The organism is Streptococcus parasanguinis (assembly GCF_016648925.1).
GTDB lineage: Bacteria > Bacillota > Bacilli > Lactobacillales > Streptococcaceae > Streptococcus.
The window spans coordinates 17,699-35,235 of record NZ_JACLQX010000004.1 but is presented as its reverse complement, the minus strand read 5'-3'; the positions used below and the strand labels follow the sequence as shown (position 1 = coordinate 35,235).

The following is a 17,537-nucleotide window of genomic DNA, read 5'->3' as shown; positions in this document are numbered from 1 at the left end:
TCATGTTAGAAATTAGAAATTTAGAAAAAAGCTTTGGCAATAAGCAGGTCCTCTTTGGAGTGGATCTAACAGCTCAACAAGGTCATATTCTTGGTTTGGTTGGGAAAAATGGAGCCGGAAAAACCACCATTTTCCACAGCATCCTGCGCTTTTTGGACTACAGCGGTGAGATCCGCCTAGATGGCAAAGCGATTACGCAAGAAACTTACAAAGAAATTGGTTATTTGCCGGAAGAGCGTAGTCTCATGCCAAAACTCACGATTTTTGAGCAGGTCCGCTATTTGGCTGCCTTAAAAGGAATGAGCACTGCCGAGGTCAAGGAAAAATTACCGACCTGGATGGAAAAACTTCAAGTAAAAGGGAAATTAACCGATAAAATCAAGAGTCTCTCAAAAGGGAACCAACAGAAGGTGCAACTGATCATCACCTTGATCCATGAGCCTAAATTGATCATTTTAGATGAACCCTTTAGTGGCTTGGATCCGGTCAACACAGAAGTGCTCAAGCAGGTCATCTTTGAAGAAAAAGAGCGTGGGGCCACCATTATCTTTTCTGACCACGTCATGACCAACGTCGAAGAGTTGTGTGATGATATCCTAATGATCCGTGATGGTTCGGTGGTCCTTTCAGGGCCTGTCCAAGAGGTCCGGAATAGCTATGGCAAGACTCGCCTCTTTGTCTCTAACGACTTTAGCAAAGAAGAGTTAGAAGCTCTGCCACACGTGACCAAGGTCAGCATGACCAAGCAAGGGACTTGGAAGCTGATCTTGGATGATGCGTCAGCGGGTCCAGAATTATTTGATCGCTTAACCAAGGGCCACTACCTTGCGACCTTTGACCACCAAGCCCCAACTATTGATGAGATCTTTAAACTTGAATCAGGAGTAGAAGTATGAAACAGATGTTTGTCGTAATGAAAGAAACCTATATCAGACAAGTGAAATCATGGAGTTTTCTCTTCATGGTCTTCGGTCCCTTCCTCTTTTTAGGGTTGGGCGTTGGAATCGGTTATCTAACGGATTCTTCTACAGATGCGAAGAATCAGGTGGCCTTGGTGACCGAAGTGCCAGCTGTCAAAGAAAGCCTCAAAGGAACCGATGACTTGACCTTAGACTATAAAGATGAAGCTGCAGCTAAAAAAGCCATCAAGGATGAGAAAGCAGCTGCTTACCTAATGGTTGATGAAAAAGATGGCCAGCTAGAAGCGACTTATGTGGGTGACCAAGCCATGAAAACAGATTTAAAATCGCTTGTCACTGCGAAATTAAGCCAGGTCCAACAAGGGATCAATCTAGCGCGTGCCAATCTAAGCAAAGAGCAGCTGACAGCCTTGTCTCAACAGGTTTCTCTCAAAGAAAAAATTGATGAGAAAAAAGAAGGCTTGAAAATGGTGCAAACCATGGTTGCAGGTGGTCTAGGAATGTTGCTTTATATGATTTTGATCTTCTACTCGAGTATCACAGCCCAAGAAGTGGCTAGTGAAAAGGGAACTAAGATCATGGAAGTGGTCTTCTCTAGTATTAAAGCAACCGACTATTTCTTCGCACGCATGCTCGGACTCTTCGGAGTGATTTTTACCCATATTTTTGTCTATGTAGTTGGGCTAGTAGCTGTTTGGATCTTTAGAGCAGATATCCCAGTTGTCAAGGATATTCTTGCTCCAAACTCTCCAATTACCCAACACCTAGCAGAAGCGATCTCGCTTAATACCGTCTTCTTCATTATCCTTGGGATCTTTATGTATGTGGTGCTCTCTGCCTTCTTAGGCTCAACAGTTGCACGACCTGAAGATTCAGGAAAAGCGATTTCGCCACTAATGATGTTAGTTATCTTTAGCTTCCTTGGGGTAACCACCTTGGGAAGTGCCGGTGATGTCTTCTTATTGAAGATCGGTTCGTACATTCCTTTCATCTCAACCTTCTTTATGCCTTTCCGTACCATCAATGGCTATGCGACTGGTCTTGAATCTTGGGCTTCTTTGGGAATTGCGGTCCTCTTTACCATCGTGGGAACAGTGCTTATTGCCCGTATCTATGCGAGCTTAATCCTCCAGACCGATGACCTCGGACCGTGGAAGACCATCAAACGTGCTCTCAGCTATCGCTAATCAAATAAGCTCTCAGTTACAGCTGAGGGCTTTTTGATTTCAAATTGACTTTTGAAATCCTTTTCACTACAATAGAACTACAGAAAAGGAGGCGGACATGAACTATATTGAGTTTGCTGAAAATGAGCGTCTGTCCACGATTGTCCTTGGGATGATGCGGATCAGTCAGATGAGTGAAGATGAGGTGGAGGCCTTGGTGGAGGCAGCTTTGTCGATTGGGATCAACACTTTTGATCTGGCGGATATCTATGGCGATGGCCAGTGTGAGGTCCTGCTGGGTAAGGTTCTCAAGCGTCGTCCGGATCTTCGGGACCAGATGTGGATCCAGTCCAAGTGTGGGATTCGCAAAGACGGCTTTACCTATTTTGATTTTTCCAAGGACTATATTTTGGACTCCGTCAATGGCATTCTCGAGCGTTTGCAGATTGAGCGCTTAGATAGTCTTCTCCTTCATCGACCGGATGCTCTCATGGAGCCTGAAGAGGTGGCGGCAGCTTTTGATCAGTTGGAGCAAGCGGGCAAGGTCCGTCATTTTGGGGTGTCTAATCAAAATCCTATGATGATGGAATTGCTTAAGACGGCTGTCAAACAACCTCTCAAGGTCAACCAGTTGCAGTTGAGTGCAGCCTTTACGCCGAGCTTTGAAGCTGGTTTTCATGTCAACATGGAAGGGCCTAAAGCAGCCGTGCGAGATGGCAGTGTCTTTGAGTATTGTCGCTTAACTGATACGGTGATTCAGGCCTGGTCTGTTCTCCAGCATGGCTATTTCAAGGGGAATTTTGTCGGTAAAGAAGAGTTTGCGGCTCTCAATCACGTCCTTACTGACTTGGCGAAAAAATACCAGGTCACACCGACAGCTATTGCCCTCGCTTGGGTCCTTCGCTATCCAGGTAAGGTGCAGGCCGTCATCGGAACGACCAAGCCCAAGCATGTCCTTGAAGCAGGGAAAGCAGCAACAGTCACTTTGACGCGCAAGGAATGGTACCAAATCTACTTGGCGACGGGAAATGATTTGCCTTAGAATCTTGTTAGTAAACCAGATTCCACTCTTATCGGTGGTCTGGTTTTTTGTTTTGTGATTTTCAGATTTTTCTTGACAAGTCTTTCTTTTTTATGATATCCTTTATGCAACAAGTGTTGCGCAACGAATGTTGCGCGAAAGGAGTCTTATGCCACCAAAGGTTAAATTCAGTAAAGAGGCTATCATTGGGACAGCTTTACAATTGGTGAGAGAAGAGGGAATGGCTAGTTTAACGGCTCGAGCATTAGCGGAACAACTGGGAGCCACACCGAGAGTCATTTTTGGGCAATTTGCTAATATGGCTGAGTTACAAGCAGAGGTTATTGGTGCTGCGGAAATGGTCGTGGTGGAGTATATTCGCAAGGCCTTAGAAGATGAAAAGCCTTTCCGATCTGTCGGGGTTGCTTATATCCTTTTCGCCTCAAAAGAGCCCCAACTTTTTCAATTGCTTTTCCAAAATCCTAGCAAAGATCCGATTCGTCGCTTTCAAGATTTTCTTCCCATGAAGGATCATAGTTACCAATTGGTTCTGGATTCGATTGTTGCAGACTATCCTTTGACTGTAGAGGAAGCTAGTCGCTTGTACCAGCATCTATTTATCTACTCACACGGGATAGCCTCTATGGTTGCTTCTGGTATTTATCAGTTCGGCATGGAAGAAGTGATTGGATTACTGACAGAGGTTTGTCAATCTCTCATCAAAGAAATGGTAGGAAAGAAATGATTCAACTAGAAAATGTGCACAAAAGTTACGGCCAAACCAAGGTTTTAAAGGGGATTGATTTGCAGATTCAAGACCAGGATGATGTGGTTATCCTCGGTCCTTCTGGATCGGGGAAATCAACTCTCTTAAATGTGTTATCAGGCTTAGAAAAGGTAGATGAGGGGCATATCCTCATTCAAGGACAAGATTTGTCTCAACTCACGGATGCTCAATTGACGGCCTTTAGACGGGAGAAGATTGCCTTTATTTTCCAGCAGTATTATCTATTGCCGAATCTAACGGTTAGACAAAATGTAAAGATGGGGGCAGACCTAGCAAACAATCATGATTTTTTGCAGATCATCGAGGATTTGGGACTTGGCGATAAGCTGGACAAGTATCCGAGTGAATTGTCGGGTGGGGAACAGCAGAGAGTGTCCATTGCTCGGGCCTTGGCCAAAAAGCCAGAGATTCTTTTCTTAGATGAGCCGACGGGAGCCCTGGATGAAGAAACAGGGCGCAAGATTCTCGACTATATCTGGAAATTAAAGGAGAAGCTTGGCTTTACCCTCATCATGGTGACGCACAACCAAAATATTGCGGATATGGCTAAAACCATCATTCGTGTCAATAGTGGCAAGATTACCCAAGTTGTGACCAATGATCAACCTCAGACTGCTTATGAGATTGGATGGTAAGCCATGTTTTCAGTAAAAGATATTCGAAAATTAGTTGTCGTCAGTATCATTGGGGCTTGTGCGGTCTTTGTGGCCAATCTCTTCTTGAATTTTTACCTGGATATCGAGCAGTTGGAGATTTCGAAAACCAATCCCATCATTCAGACCTACTATGATGCCCAGGTTTCGCTTTCCTGGATGGTGGCCATGGTCAGTGGAGTCGTCTTGTCCTTGACGTCGGTCCTTCTCATGTGTTTTTATATCAAACAATTTGTCGATGATCACAAGGAACAATTAGGGATTTTAAAGGCTTTGGGCTATAGCAATGGCCAGTTGGCGAAACGGTTTTGGGCATTTGGACTCAGTTTTGGAGCTGGAGCGCTTCTTGGCTATCTCGCTTCATTTCTCATGATGGGACATTTTTACAACTTTCGTAATGAGAAGGGGATCCTGCCAGAAATCACCATTCATTTTCATTGGCAGCTCTTGCTTGCTTTGGTGATCCTGCCAACGAGCTTCTTTATGGTTCTTGCGATTGGTTATGCTAGAAGACAACTACAAACGCCAGCACTTCGCTTATTGAAAAAGTCCCCAAGTCCAATCAAGGTCAAAAGGAGAAAGAGGGTTCCTAAGAAAGAGAAAGACTTCCTAAAAGAGCTATCCTCGTCACTGGTATGGGGGAGAAAATCGATCTTGTTTTTTGTAGTCTTTGGCTCCATGTGTTTTGCGGCCATGGTCCAATTGTCCTTTGGCCTCAAGGATTACACAGATGACATCATCCAAACCATGATGATTATGATTGGTTTGATCCTTTCTTTCTCGATTCTCTTTTTGTCATTGGGGATTGTCGTCTCAGAAAGTCGTGAAACCTTGGCTCTTATGAAGGCTTTTGGCTACACCGATCGTGAATGCCAAAGTCATATTCTCGCTCCCTATCGTTTCTGGGCTTATCTAGGATTTGTTCTTGGGACGGTTTACCAATACGGTATCATGGAAATCTTGATCGGTGTGATCAAAGATACGGTTCCTGAAAAGATTGAGCATCACTTTGATGGGAATGTGTGCTTTTGGACCTTGCTTGGTTTTGCGGTGGTTTATGAAAGCCTCTTTTATCTATCCAACAGAAAACTCCAAAAGCAAACCATCAAAGAAGTGCTCTTAGCAGAATAAATAGAAAAGAGAGTGGGACAGAAATTGGTAATTCGTTAGAATTCGATTACGTCGTCCCACCTCCGCACAGTTGAGTAGGGCTGTAAAAGCTGATAAAATCAGCGTAGTATAGCCCACTCAGCCACTGCGTCTTGCTCGACAATCCAAAAACAATTGAGAGGCTAGGACTTTTGTCCCAGCCTCTTTTGTACTGGATAAACAGAAAAACGGATGCTGTCTAAAAATCTTGCATTTTTTTGCAATTTAGGTTACAATGAAGACTATAAAAAATGCGTAATCCCTAGGGTCTTTCCCTCAGGGAATTTTGTGTGTTTTGACCTATTTTCGATGGAAAGAAGCTTTGCTTCTACCGCAGGAAAAAGTATGAATAACATTGGAGGTAATAATGATTCGATCCTTAATTTCCGAGATCAAAGAATTTAAGAAGCCCTCGATTTTGGCTTCCTTGTTCATGGTCTTTGAAGTCATGTTTGAGATTTCGATTCCCTTTGTCATGGCGAGTCTTTTGGACCAGGGTGTTCAACAAAGAAACATGAACAATATTTTGTTTTACGGTGGGCTCATGCTGGTCTGTGCCTTTTGCTCCCTCTTTTGTGGGATGCAGTCTGCCCGTTATGGCGCCTATGCATCGGCTGGTTTTGCTAAAAACCTTCGTCGGGCCATTTTCAAAAAGGTTCAAACCTTCTCATTTGAGAATATTGATCAGTTCTCATCAGGTGGGTTAGTCACTCGGATGATGACGGACGTGACCAATGTGCAAAATGCCTATCAAATGGTGATCCGGATCTGTGTACGGGCACCGCTCAATTTGATCTTTGCCATTGTGGCTTGTTTCTTGATCAATCCGGAAATGGCCATGATCTTTGTCTATGTGACCATCTTTTTGGCAGCTGTCTTAAGCATCATCATGAAGATTGTGTATCCGCTCTTCACAGAAGTATTTGAAGCTTATGACAATCTCAACAACAGCATTCAAGAAAACATCACCAATATGCGAGTGGTGAAGTCCTACGTTAAGGAAGCAGATGAAACCGTTAAATTCAAAAAAGCTTCACGCCGGATTTATAACATGTTTATGAAGGCTATCCGTGTCGTTGTCTTGAGTAGCCCAGCTATGATGCTTTCCATGTATGCTTCTTTCCTTTTGATCTCTTGGATTGGGGCTCATCTGATCGTTGGTGGCCAACTCTCCACTGGGAATCTGACTTCTATGTTTAGCTACACCATGACCATTCTCATGTCGCTCATGATGTTTATGATGATCTTTGTCATGTTGTCGATTTCCATGGCCTCTGTCGAGCGGATCAATGAAGTCTTGACGACCAAAACGACGATTGACTCTCCAGAAAATGGGATCAAAGAAGTTGCTGATGGCTCCATCAACTTTGAGGATGTGACCTTTGCTTATACCGATGAAAATGGCGACAAGACCCATGTCTTACAAGGGATTAATCTTTCTATTCGTTCAGGGGAAGTGATTGGTATCTTGGGAGGAACAGGATCAGGAAAATCAAGCTTGGTGCAGTTGATTCCTCGTCTCTATGATGTCGAGTCTGGTCGGGTGACAGTAGCAGGCCACGATGTCAAAGAATACGATCTTGATTCCCTTCGTAAGCAAGTGGCCATGGTTCTTCAGACCAATGTCCTTTTCTCTGGTACGATTAAAGAAAATATGCGCTGGGGAAATAAGGATGCGACAGATGAAGAGATCATCGCAGCTTGTAAGATTGCCCAAGCCGATGAATTTATTCAAGATTTCAAAGAGGGTTATGACACCATGATTGAGCGTGGGGGATCCAATGTCTCTGGTGGTCAACGCCAGCGTCTTTGTATCGCGCGTGCCCTTCTTATGAATCCGAAGATCTTGATCTTGGATGATTCGACTTCAGCGGTCGATACCAAGACGGATAGTTTGATCCGTCAAGGATTGGCAACCAGCTTGAAAGAGACCACCAAAATCATCATTGGTCAACGGATTTCCTCTATTCAAGATGCAGATCGCATCATCGTGATGAATGATGGTCAAATCGATGCGATCGGTCATCACGAGGAATTGCTTGCGACCAATGCCATCTACCAAGAAGTATATGAAATGCAAACACAAGGGAAAGGAGAAGCAGATGAAAACTAAGAAAAAAGCAAATCTAGGCTCTATCCTTCGCCTGCTCGACTTCCTTTGGAAAAACTACAAGGTATCCTTGATTGTTTCCTTTATCTTAATCATTCTATCATCTCTTGCGACGGTCAATGTAACAGCTTCGATTCAGTCCCTGGTCGATGTCTATGTAGAGCCTATGCTAACGTCAAACAGCCATGATTTCGGACCGCTCTTGTCCTTCTTGACACGGGTTGGTTTGATTTGTTTGATCGGGGTCCTTGCTAACTATGGCTTTACCTTGATTATGGCGACCGTTTCACAAGACTCACTTAGAAGTCTTCGAAATCAGTTGTTTGCCCGCATGCAAAAACTGCCCGTTCGTTACTTTGATACCCACCAACACGGGGACATCATGTCTATCTATACCAATGATATTGATGCTCTTCGCCAAGCGATTGAACAATCCATTCCTCAACTCTTATCCTCAGCGATTACCATCCTTGGGGTAACGTTTACCATGCTGACGGTTAGTCCACTCTTGTTCTTAATTGTTCTTTTCATGGTCATCGTCATGGTCTTTATCATCAAGGATGTCTCTGGCAAGTCAGGTCGTTACTTCGGGGCCCAACAAAAGAACTTGGGGATTGAGAACGGCTTTATTGAAGAAATGATGTCTGGTCAAAAAGTGGTCAAGGCCTTTGTACATGAAAGAGAAAGCATTGAGGATTTTGATCGCATCAATGATCAACTCTTTGAATCTTCCTACCAGGCCAACCGCTATGCCAATGTCCTCATGCCGATTCTTGGGAACTTGGGAAATGTTTCCTTTGTTCTGACAGCCTTGATCGGTGGGCTCTTTGCGCTAAACGGCGTCGGTGGTTTAACCATTGGTGGTCTCATGGCCTTTCTGCAATTGAACCGTTCCTTCACAGGTCCGATTGCCCAGGTCTCTCAACAATTGAACTTTGTCCTCATGGCCTTGGCTGGTGGAGATCGTGTCTTTGATCTTTTAGACGAAGAAGAAGAAGTCGACCAAGGAAAAGTGACGCTGGTCAATTATGAACTGGTCGATGGAGAAATGGTTGAAACTGATCAGAAAACCAACAAATGGGCTTGGAAACACCCTCGTCCAAATGGGGATTATCAGCTTGTCAAGATGGTCGGAAATGTGGTCTTTGATGATGTTGATTTCTCTTATGATGGGAAGAAACAAATCCTTCATGGCATCAACTTGTACGCGGATAAGGGGCAAAAAGTGGCCTTTGTCGGAGCGACTGGTGCAGGAAAGACAACTATCACCAACTTGATCAACCGCTTCTATGACATCCAGTCAGGAATGATTACTTATGATGGAATTGATATTAAATTGATTGAGAAAGATTCTCTGCGTCGTTCCCTCGGAATCGTTCTTCAAGATACCCACTTATTCACTGGTACGATTGCGGAAAACATCGCTTATGGCCGTGCTGATGCAACACGGGAAGAGATCCTTGAAGCAGCTCGGATTGCTAATGTGGATTCCTTTGTTAAGCACTTGGATCAGGGCTATGAGACAGTCTTGACAGATGATGGGGCTGGCCTTTCAAATGGTCAACGACAATTGATCGCCATTGCCCGTGCAGCCCTTGCCAATGCGCCTGTCTTGATCCTGGACGAAGCGACGTCTTCGATTGACTCACGGACAGAGAAGATGGTGCAAGAAGGGATGGACCGCTTGATGGAAGGTCGGACTGTCTTTGTTATCGCTCACCGTCTATCGACAATTGTCAATTCCGATGTCATCATGGTGATGGACCACGGGCGCATCATCGAACGAGGCAACCATGCTTCCTTGATGGCAGAACGTGGCACCTATTACCGCTTGTACACCGGTGGACTTGAAATTGATTAAAGAAAAAAAGCTTGAGCGTTAGCTCAGGCTTTTTTGGCTTTTGGATAATGACTTCTTAGAAACTTTCCTTAGGTGAGTACGGACGTCAGCGAACTTCGAAGAAGTTCAATGACTAATTATTGAGCCCCTTCGCTCTTTAATTTCTGGGCTCAGGCTAAAACAGTTTCCCAAACTGTTTTACTCTCAAAATTCCTGAGTGCCTGAAACGTTATTGTTTCAGGCACTTTTCTCACAGCGGAAAGTCTCGAAAATAAATATTCATTCATCAGAAAGCTTGAGTTCACGCTCAGGCTTTTGCTTATTTCTCAAGTAATTCTTGGATTACGTCTCCCATAGCAGCTGGTTCTGTTTTGGAGGAGAAGCGTTGGGCGACTTGGCCTTGTCGGTCGATGACAAATTTTGCAAAGTTCCATTCGATGCGTTTGCCCAGTGGTCCAGTTGCTTGGCTTTTGAGCCAGTCATAAAGAGGAAGGGCTTCTTTACCATTGACCTTGGCTTTGGCGAATCGTGGAAAGGTGGTCTGGTAGTTGAGGCTACAGAAGCTATTGATTTCTTCTGCAGTTCCTGGAGCTTGCCCCATGAATTGGTTACAAGGGATGTCTAGGATTTCAAGCCCCTTATCTTGGTAGCGCTGGTAGAGATCTTGCAATCCTTGGTATTGCGGGGTTAGGCCACAGCCTGTTGCTGTATTGACCACGATGAGGACCTTACCTTGGTAGTGGGAAAGAGAAATTTCTTCCCCTTGCTGGTTTTCTAAAGAAAAATCATAAATGCTGGTCATCGGGATCATCCTTTCTGTTTCTTTAGCTTTTATTGTAGCACAAATGTCCTAAAATTGGGGCAAGAGGAGCATGACTTCTTGCTTTAGTCCCTCCTGTGAAAATGATATAATAAGAAGATAATAAGCTCTCAAGAAAGTGCCCAAAGGAGAACGGATCGGATGAAATTACTCTATACGGATGTTCGGACCCCCTTGACCCAGGTCCTGACACAAGAAGCCGTAAGGTTAGTAGAAGATGGCAAGCGTGTATTTTACATTGCACCCAACTCTCTTTCCTTTGAAAAAGAAGCCAAGGTCCTGTCCTATTTAGAAGCTCAGGCTTCTTTTGCCATAACCGTTACGCGCTTTGCTCAAATGGCCCGTTATTTCATCCTGAATCAAGTTTTTGAGGAGCAAGCCTTAGATGACATCGGACTGGGCATGTTATTTTTTAAAGCCCTTTCCCACATGAAGGAGCAGGATCTTAAAGTTTACGGAGCCCTGCGCAAGGATCCTCAGTTTATCCAGCAACTGGTTCAGCTCTACCATGAATTACAGACAGCCCAGATGGATTTTACAGATTTAGAGTTGCTCGGGGAAGCTGAAAAAAGAGGGGACCTCTTGGCGATTTTTGAAGCTGTCTCTGAGATGCTGGTCCAGCACCAGTATGAATCCCAGTCCAAGATTGCCGTTTTCCTCAACCAGGTTGAAGAGGGGTACTTGGAAGAGCAATTGAAGGATGTGGCGATCGTCGTCGATGGCTTCACGCGTTTTTCTGCGGAAGAAGAGGCCTTGATTGGTCTCCTTCACCGAAAAGGAGTGGAGATTGTTATCGGGGTCTATGCCAGTGAAAAAGCCTATCGAGCAAGCTTCAGAGAGGGCAATCTCTATCAGGCTAGTGTTGACTTTCTGCTCCAGCTGGCTAAGACTTTTCAAGTTCAGCCTCAGTATTGTGGGCAAGCCATCGAAGATTCCTTTAGTCGCATGACCCGCATGTTAGAAGCGCGCTACGATTTTTCACAAGTGGAAGATGAGCTGGAGAACCAAGATCGAACCGCTGTTCAACTCTGGCAAACCAATACACAAAAAGAAGAGTTGGAATTTGTCGCTAAATCCATCCGTCAGCGCCTTCATGATGGGGCGCGCTATCGCGATATTCGGGTCTTGCTAGGCGATGTAGAAGCTTATCAACTGCAACTCAAGACCATTTTTGATCAGTATCAGATCCCCTTTTACTTAGGACGAAGTGAGGCCATGGTCCACCATCCCTTGATTCAGGTCATTGAATCGCTAGGGCGGATCAAGCAGTTCAATTACCAGACAGAAGACGTCATCAATCTGTTGAAAACGGGTCTGTATAGTAATCTGGCGCAAGCAGAAGTCGATGCTTTTGAACAGTATCTTCGCTTTGCGGAAGTAAAGGGTGTTGCAAAATTTCACAAGCCTTTTACTAGCAATCGTCAGGGCAAGTTTAATTTGGAAGAGCTCAATACTCTCCGGGAACGCGTCGTAGAATCTCTAGCTCCCTTCTTTTCACAGCGCAAACAAAAGGTGACCCAACTCTTAACCGCCTTTACAGAGTTTCTGCAAGAGGCCCAGCTTTCTCAGAATCTACAAGCTTTGATCAAGGATCTAGCCTTGGAGGAGCAGGAGCGCTATGAGCAGGTCTGGAAGGCCTTCCTCCACGTCTTAGAAGAGTTGAACGTGGTCTTTGAGAACCAAGAGTTGACAGTGGATGACTTTCTAGCTCTCCTTTTATCGGGGATGCAATTGTCTCAATACCGGACAGTTCCTGCTACGGTCGATGTGGTGACGGTTCAGTCCTATGACTTGATTGAACCCTTGACAGCGCCTTATGTCTACGCGATCGGGCTGACCCAGGAGCGTTTTCCAAAGATTGCTCAGAACACCTCTCTACTCAGTGAAGAAGAGCGCCAGCAGTTGAATGAGGCTACCCAAGAAGGAGCAGAGCTCCAGGTGGTGACTAGTGAAAATCTCAAGAAGAATCGCTTTGTGGCGGTTTCGCTACTCAATGCAGCGACCAAGCAGTTGGTCCTATCGGCCCCTAGCTTGGTGAATGAAACGGAAGATAGTGTCTCTCCTTATCTTCTAGAATTGGCCAAGGAGCCTATTGCCATCGAGTGGAAGACCAAACAAGCCCAAGCTTCGAGTGATGATATCGGGACCTACCGAGCCCTCTTAGCGCGCGTGATCGAACTCCATCAAGAAGAAATTACGAGTGAGTTGTCTCCTGAAGAAGCCAGCTTTTGGGGTGTGGCCGTGCGGGTCTTGCGAAAGAAATTGGCCGCTGAAGGCATCCAGATTCCTCAAATTTCAACGGAATTGAAGAGTCGCCAGCTCCAGTCGGATACGCTTCAAGCGCTCTATCCAAAGGGCAAAGCCTTGACTTTATCTGCTTCTGCCTTGAATGAATACTACAAGCACCAGTATGCCTTTTATCTGCGCTATGTCTTGGGCTTACAAGAAGATGAGACGATCCGGCCAGACGCTCGCAGTCATGGGAATTTCTTGCACCGAATCTTTGAAAAAGTCTTAAAAGACAGCTCCGATCAAGCTTTTGATCAGCGCTTAAGCGAGGCGATTCGAGAAACCAGCCAAGAAGCAGAGTTCCAGCAATTGTATGGAGAAAATGGAGAGACCGAGTTTATTCGAAACTTGCTTCTTAATACCGCTAAAACAACGGGGCGTGTCCTCGCCCAGCAAAATGGCATCGAGACCATTGGTGAGGAGACCCTCTTTGGAGGGAGCGCTCACACCTCTTATCCTTTATCTGATGGCAGGCTCTTACAGCTACGAGGAAAGGTGGACCGAATTGACCAATTACGAGAACAAGGAGCTCTTGGCGTTGTGGATTACAAGTCGAGCTTGACGCAATTCCACTATGACAAGTTCTTTAATGGTCTGAATTCTCAATTGCCAACCTATCTCTCTGCCATTCAGGATCTGAAGGAATACCAAGAGGAACAAGGGATTTTCGGAGCCATGTATTTAGAAATGGGAGATCCCCTAGTGGATCTGAAAAAGACCAAGACAGTAGAGGACGCCATCAACCAAACTATGAAAAGTCAACAGTACAAGGGGCTCTTTATGGCAGATCAGGCCCCTTATCTGGGCGAAGCCTATGATAAGAATAAGGCTATGATGCTGAGTAAGGAAGAACTGGACTTGCTTCTCTTGTACAACGCTTATCTCTATAAAACAGCAGCAGAAGGGATCCTCAAGGGGCAATTTGCCATCAATCCCTATAGTGAAAATGGGCGCAATATCGCACCATTTGTGGAGCAGTTTAAATCCATCACGGGATTTGAAGCCGATCGTCACCTAGGTCAGGCACGGTTCTTGACCAAACTAGACCAAAAAGGAATACGCGGTGAAAAGGTGAAAGCCGCTTGGATCGAGAAGATGAAGGAGGTCTTGAACAAATGATCAAACAAGCATTTTTGACAAGAGAAGAAATCAAGGCCCTTCAGGCCCAAGAGGCAGCTTCTACCAAAGAGCAAAAGCGGACGCCAGAACAGATCGACGCCATCTATAGTTCGGGGACCAATATCCTGGTGTCAGCCTCTGCTGGATCAGGAAAGACCTTTGTCATGGTGCAGCGGATACTGGATCAGATCCAGCGAGGCATTTCGATTAAGGAGCTCTTTATCTCGACCTTTACGGTCAAGGCAGCAGGAGAGCTCAAGGAGCGTTTGGAAAGTGAACTTGGAAAAGCCTTGCAAGCAAGTGATGACTCAGAGCTCAAGCAACACTTGGCCCGTCAAATCGCAGATGTCGCCACCAGCGATATTGGAACCATGGACTCCTTTACCCAAAAGGTCCTAACGCGCTATGGCTATTTGCTTGGGTTGGCGCCTCAGTTTCGCATTTTACAAAACGCCAGTGAGCAACGCCTCTTACAAAATGAAGTTTTTCAAGCTGTTTTTGATCGCTATTACCAGGGAGAAAACCAAGAAGCCTTTGTGCAGATGGTCAAGAATTTCACCGGCCAGCGCAAAAATTTGACCTTGTTTAAAGAACAGGTCTACCAGATCTATGACTTTCTTCAGTCGACCAGTGATCCGGAGAAATGGCTGGAAGAGCATTTTCTAAAAGGCTATGAGGAGACCGATTTTGAACAGGTTGAAGGCGATCTAATGGAGAGCATCCAGCAGGCCCTTTATGAGGCAGAAAGCTTTTTTGCCTTTCATTTGTCCAATGAAGGCCAAGCATTTGGTAAGGCTAAATATTTGGAAGCTGTAGAAGAGGTGCTCGATCAGATTGGAAGCCTGACAGGTCGCACCAATAAAGAGCAATTGACCTCTGTCCTAAAGGCGGTCGTGGCGATTAGTCGGGCTTCAAATGGGGGAGCCTTGACCAACAGAGCCCGAAAAGAAGAGTTGAAAGAGTTAGTCACGGCTTATAACCAGGATAAAACCATACATATCAACCGCCTCAGAGACTTGGAAAATCAGCTCTATCAGCTGGAATTTCAACAAGCCTACCACCAAGAAGAAGGCCCCATGCTCTACTTGCTACGGGACTTTATCAGAGACTTTGCTCGCGCTTATCTGGAGCGAAAAATCCAAGAAAAAGCTTATGAATTTGGGGATATCAGTCATTTTGCCATTCAAATTTTAGAGCAATTCCCAGAGGTGAGACAAGCCTTTCAAGAGCGATACCATGAGGTCATGGTCGATGAGTACCAAGATACCAACCACACCCAAGAGCGGATGTTGGACTTGCTATCAAATGGTCACAATCGCTTCATGGTGGGGGATATCAAGCAATCCATTTACCGCTTCCGTCAGGCAGATCCACAGATTTTCAATGATAAGTTTAAGGCTTATCAAGAAGAAGGAGCAAAAGGGCGGTTGATCCTCCTCAAGGAAAATTTCCGGAGTCATGTGGAAGTGTTGGATGCGACCAATGATGTCTTTCGCCATTTGATGGACGAAGAGGTGGGAGAGATTGACTACAATCAAACCCACTATCTAGTTGCAGGAAGCGATAAGCAGCGGATAGCCTTGCCACAACATCGGGCTGAATTTTTGCTCTATGATGGTAGCCAAGACCAGGAAGAAAAGGCCGAAGATGAGGAAGCTGCTTCTGGACTTGAGACGGTTTCTAAGGGAGAAATTCTTCTAGTGATCAAAGAAATTTTACGCCTCCATCGGGTAGAAAAAGTACCTTTTAAAGAGATCACGCTCTTGACTGCGACTCGAACGCGAAATGACGCCATTCTGGAAGCTTTTGACCAGTACCAGATTCCGATTGTAGCAGATGGCGGACAGGTGCATTATCTAGAGTCGCTGGAAGTGATGGTCATGCTGGATACCTTGCGGACCATTAACAATCCTTTGCATGATTATCCCTTAGTAGCCCTTATGAAATCCCCCATGTTTGACTTTGATGAAGATGAGCTGGCACGAATTTCCTTGCAGTCGCTTCCAGAGCAAAAGCAAGTGGCCTTCTACCACAAGGTCCAGTTAGCTCTTGAACAGACTGCAGAGCATGCCAATCTGATTGATGCCAAGCTCCTCGCTAAAATCGAGAACTTCCTCCAGGTTTTATCTGCTTGGCGGGCTATGGCCAAAACTCATTCGCTCTATGATTTGCTGTGGAAAATCTATGAGGATCGCTATTACTATGACTATGTCGGCGCCCTTCCAAATGGCGCACAGCGCCAGGCCAACCTCTATGCCTTGACGCTTCGGGCCAATGATTATGAGAAGGCCAGCTTTAAGGGCTTGTCGCGCTTCATTGCCATGATCGATAAGGTAATCGAAAATGAACACGATTTGGCCAGCGTCCCTCTGGCGGCACCAAAAGATGCCGTTCAGCTCATGACCGTCCATAAGAGTAAGGGGCTGGAATTCAAGTATGTCTTTATTCTCAATATGGACAAGGCCTTTAACCGCAAGGATCAATCGGGACCGATCATTCTTAGCCGTCAAAAAGGGATTGGCTTTAAATATATTGCGAGTCTGCCAGTTGAGACCGAAAATCCAGTCGCCCCTGAAACTATTCGCCTGCAGATCGAAACACCTTGCTACCAAGGCAATGTGGAAGAAACAAAATTAGCCACGATTTCAGAGCAGATGCGTCTTCTATATGTTGCTATGACACGGGCCGAGCTCAAGCTCTATCTGGTCGGAAAAGGCCGTGAGGACAAACTGCGCGATACCGATTGGGGGACTAGTCGCAATGGCAAGCTGGATCCGGAAAAACGAAAAGAATGGACCTCTTATCAGGACTGGCTCTTTGCTATTCAAGATGTGTTTGCCAAGAATACCTTGGCCTATGACACGCGTTTTGTGACAGACGAAGATCTGACACCGGATCAGCTGGAGCCACTAGAGAAGGAGAAGGATTCCCGCCTGGATCAGCTCAAGGATGTCCGCCAGTCAGAGGATATTCGTCGGGCTTTGGATATCTTGGAAAATGTTGATCGTCTCAATCAGCTCTATGCTCCGGCCATTCATTTGCCAAGTGTCCGTACTCCTAGTCAGATCAAGAAATTCTACGAGCCGGTCATGGATGCCAATGGCGTCCAGATCATGGATGCGAAGCTTGTTGCGCCTGAGTTTGAGCTTCCAACTTTTGGTCAAGAAAAAGCTGTGACAGGAGCACAAGTTGGTAGTGCTGTCCATGAACTCATGCAGCGCGTGCCTCTTGAAGAAGAAATCACTCTTGATACACTGCGTCAGGCCTTGGAACAGGTTCAAGTAGAGCCAGCAGTCAAAGCCCGCATCAAGCTAGAGGCCATTCTCGCTTTCTATGAGACGCCTTTGGGGGCCTTGCTTCAAAGAGAAGCCCCTCGTGTTCATCGTGAAGCCCCCTTTGCCATGCTGAAGAAAGATCCAGCTAGTGGAGAGGACTTTGTCGTGCGGGGGATCTTGGATGGGTATATCGTGCTAGAAGACCGAATCCTGCTCTTTGATTACAAGACGGATCACTACAAGTTCCCTAGCCAATTGGTCGAACGCTACCGAGATCAGCTCGATCTCTATGCAGAAGCTCTTCGCCGTTCCTATGGCCAAGAGCACGTTGAAAAATATCTGGTACTTTTAGGTGGCCCTCATCTAGAAGTGGTGAAAGTGGAGTAAC

11 protein-coding genes are annotated in these 17,537 nt (G+C 45.6%); 10 read left to right on the top strand and 1 reads right to left on the bottom strand.

All coding sequences use genetic code 11. The annotated features are described in order from the left end of the window. Window positions 1-2: 2 nt before the first annotated feature. The 8 genes from H7T97_RS02260 to H7T97_RS02225 all read left to right on the top strand — a co-directional run bounded on the left by H7T97_RS02260 (window position 3) and on the right by H7T97_RS02225 (window position 9,667). Window positions 3-896, top strand: a complete 894-nt coding sequence (locus H7T97_RS02260) for an ABC transporter ATP-binding protein (RefSeq protein WP_049482268.1) — start codon at window positions 3-5, stop codon at window positions 894-896. Continuing rightward, entirely contained in the window at window positions 893-2,107 is a 1,215-nt protein-coding gene (locus H7T97_RS02255; protein WP_195487644.1) for an ABC transporter permease, read from the top strand. The genes H7T97_RS02260 and H7T97_RS02255 overlap by 4 nt, the downstream gene beginning before the upstream one ends. Window positions 2,108-2,204: 97 nt before the next feature. Further along, window positions 2,205-3,128, top strand: coding sequence for an aldo/keto reductase (locus H7T97_RS02250; protein ID WP_195487643.1), 924 nt, complete (start codon window positions 2,205-2,207; stop codon window positions 3,126-3,128). Window positions 3,129-3,276: 148 nt separating this feature from the next. Beyond that, window positions 3,277-3,852: a TetR/AcrR family transcriptional regulator gene (locus H7T97_RS02245; protein WP_195487642.1), complete on the top strand. Its 576-nt coding sequence runs from the start codon at window positions 3,277-3,279 to the stop codon at window positions 3,850-3,852. Next, the gene (locus H7T97_RS02240) at window positions 3,849-4,529 is read left to right on the top strand and encodes an ABC transporter ATP-binding protein (RefSeq protein ID WP_049522584.1); all 681 of its coding nucleotides are present in this window, start codon (window positions 3,849-3,851) and stop codon (window positions 4,527-4,529) included. The genes H7T97_RS02245 and H7T97_RS02240 overlap by 4 nt, the downstream gene beginning before the upstream one ends. Before the next feature lie 3 nt (window positions 4,530-4,532). Beyond that, entirely contained in the window at window positions 4,533-5,678 is a 1,146-nt protein-coding gene (locus H7T97_RS02235) for an FtsX-like permease family protein (protein ID WP_195487641.1), read from the top strand. A gap of 385 nt (window positions 5,679-6,063) precedes the next feature. Next, complete coding sequence (locus tag H7T97_RS02230) at window positions 6,064-7,809, top strand: ABC transporter ATP-binding protein (RefSeq protein ID WP_201089215.1); 1,746 nt, start codon at window positions 6,064-6,066, stop codon at window positions 7,807-7,809. Beyond that, on the top strand, window positions 7,799-9,667 hold the full coding sequence (locus H7T97_RS02225) for an ABC transporter ATP-binding protein (RefSeq protein ID WP_195487640.1): 1,869 nt from the start codon (window positions 7,799-7,801) through the stop codon (window positions 9,665-9,667). Before H7T97_RS02230 ends, H7T97_RS02225 begins: the two co-directional genes overlap by 11 nt. A 298-nt stretch (window positions 9,668-9,965) precedes the next feature. Here H7T97_RS02225 and H7T97_RS02220 read toward each other — a convergent pair whose 3' ends face one another. Beyond that, entirely contained in the window at window positions 9,966-10,448 is a 483-nt protein-coding gene (locus H7T97_RS02220) for a glutathione peroxidase (RefSeq protein ID WP_195487639.1), read from the bottom strand. Between the two features lie 159 nt (window positions 10,449-10,607). Between H7T97_RS02220 and rexB the strand changes: the two genes are divergently transcribed. Both rexB and addA read left to right on the top strand, forming a co-directional pair. Further along, window positions 10,608-13,874, top strand: coding sequence for an ATP-dependent nuclease subunit B (gene rexB, locus H7T97_RS02215; protein WP_201089213.1), 3,267 nt, complete (start codon window positions 10,608-10,610; stop codon window positions 13,872-13,874). Further along, window positions 13,871-17,536 (top strand): helicase-exonuclease AddAB subunit AddA, encoded by a 3,666-nt coding sequence (addA, locus tag H7T97_RS02210; RefSeq protein ID WP_201089284.1) that lies wholly within the window; start codon window positions 13,871-13,873, stop codon window positions 17,534-17,536. The genes rexB and addA overlap by 4 nt, the downstream gene beginning before the upstream one ends. Window position 17,537 lies beyond the last annotated feature (1 nt).

What these genes read in the sequence shown, in the direction of transcription:
- H7T97_RS02260 (WP_049482268.1), top strand. Translation starts at nt 3, where the DNA reads ATGTTAGAAATTAGAAATTTAGAAAAAAGCTTTGGCAATAAGCAGGTC.
- H7T97_RS02255 (WP_195487644.1), top strand. Translation starts at nt 893, where the DNA reads ATGAAACAGATGTTTGTCGTAATGAAAGAAACCTATATCAGACAAGTG.
- H7T97_RS02250 (WP_195487643.1), top strand. Translation starts at nt 2,205, where the DNA reads ATGAACTATATTGAGTTTGCTGAAAATGAGCGTCTGTCCACGATTGTC.
- H7T97_RS02245 (WP_195487642.1), top strand. Translation starts at nt 3,277, where the DNA reads ATGCCACCAAAGGTTAAATTCAGTAAAGAGGCTATCATTGGGACAGCT.
- H7T97_RS02240 (WP_049522584.1), top strand. Translation starts at nt 3,849, where the DNA reads ATGATTCAACTAGAAAATGTGCACAAAAGTTACGGCCAAACCAAGGTT.
- H7T97_RS02235 (WP_195487641.1), top strand. Translation starts at nt 4,533, where the DNA reads ATGTTTTCAGTAAAAGATATTCGAAAATTAGTTGTCGTCAGTATCATT.
- H7T97_RS02230 (WP_201089215.1), top strand. Translation starts at nt 6,064, where the DNA reads ATGATTCGATCCTTAATTTCCGAGATCAAAGAATTTAAGAAGCCCTCG.
- H7T97_RS02225 (WP_195487640.1), top strand. Translation starts at nt 7,799, where the DNA reads ATGAAAACTAAGAAAAAAGCAAATCTAGGCTCTATCCTTCGCCTGCTC.
- H7T97_RS02220 (WP_195487639.1), bottom strand. Translation starts at nt 10,448, where the DNA reads ATGACCAGCATTTATGATTTTTCTTTAGAAAACCAGCAAGGGGAAGAA.
- rexB (WP_201089213.1), top strand. Translation starts at nt 10,608, where the DNA reads ATGAAATTACTCTATACGGATGTTCGGACCCCCTTGACCCAGGTCCTG.
- addA (WP_201089284.1), top strand. Translation starts at nt 13,871, where the DNA reads ATGATCAAACAAGCATTTTTGACAAGAGAAGAAATCAAGGCCCTTCAG.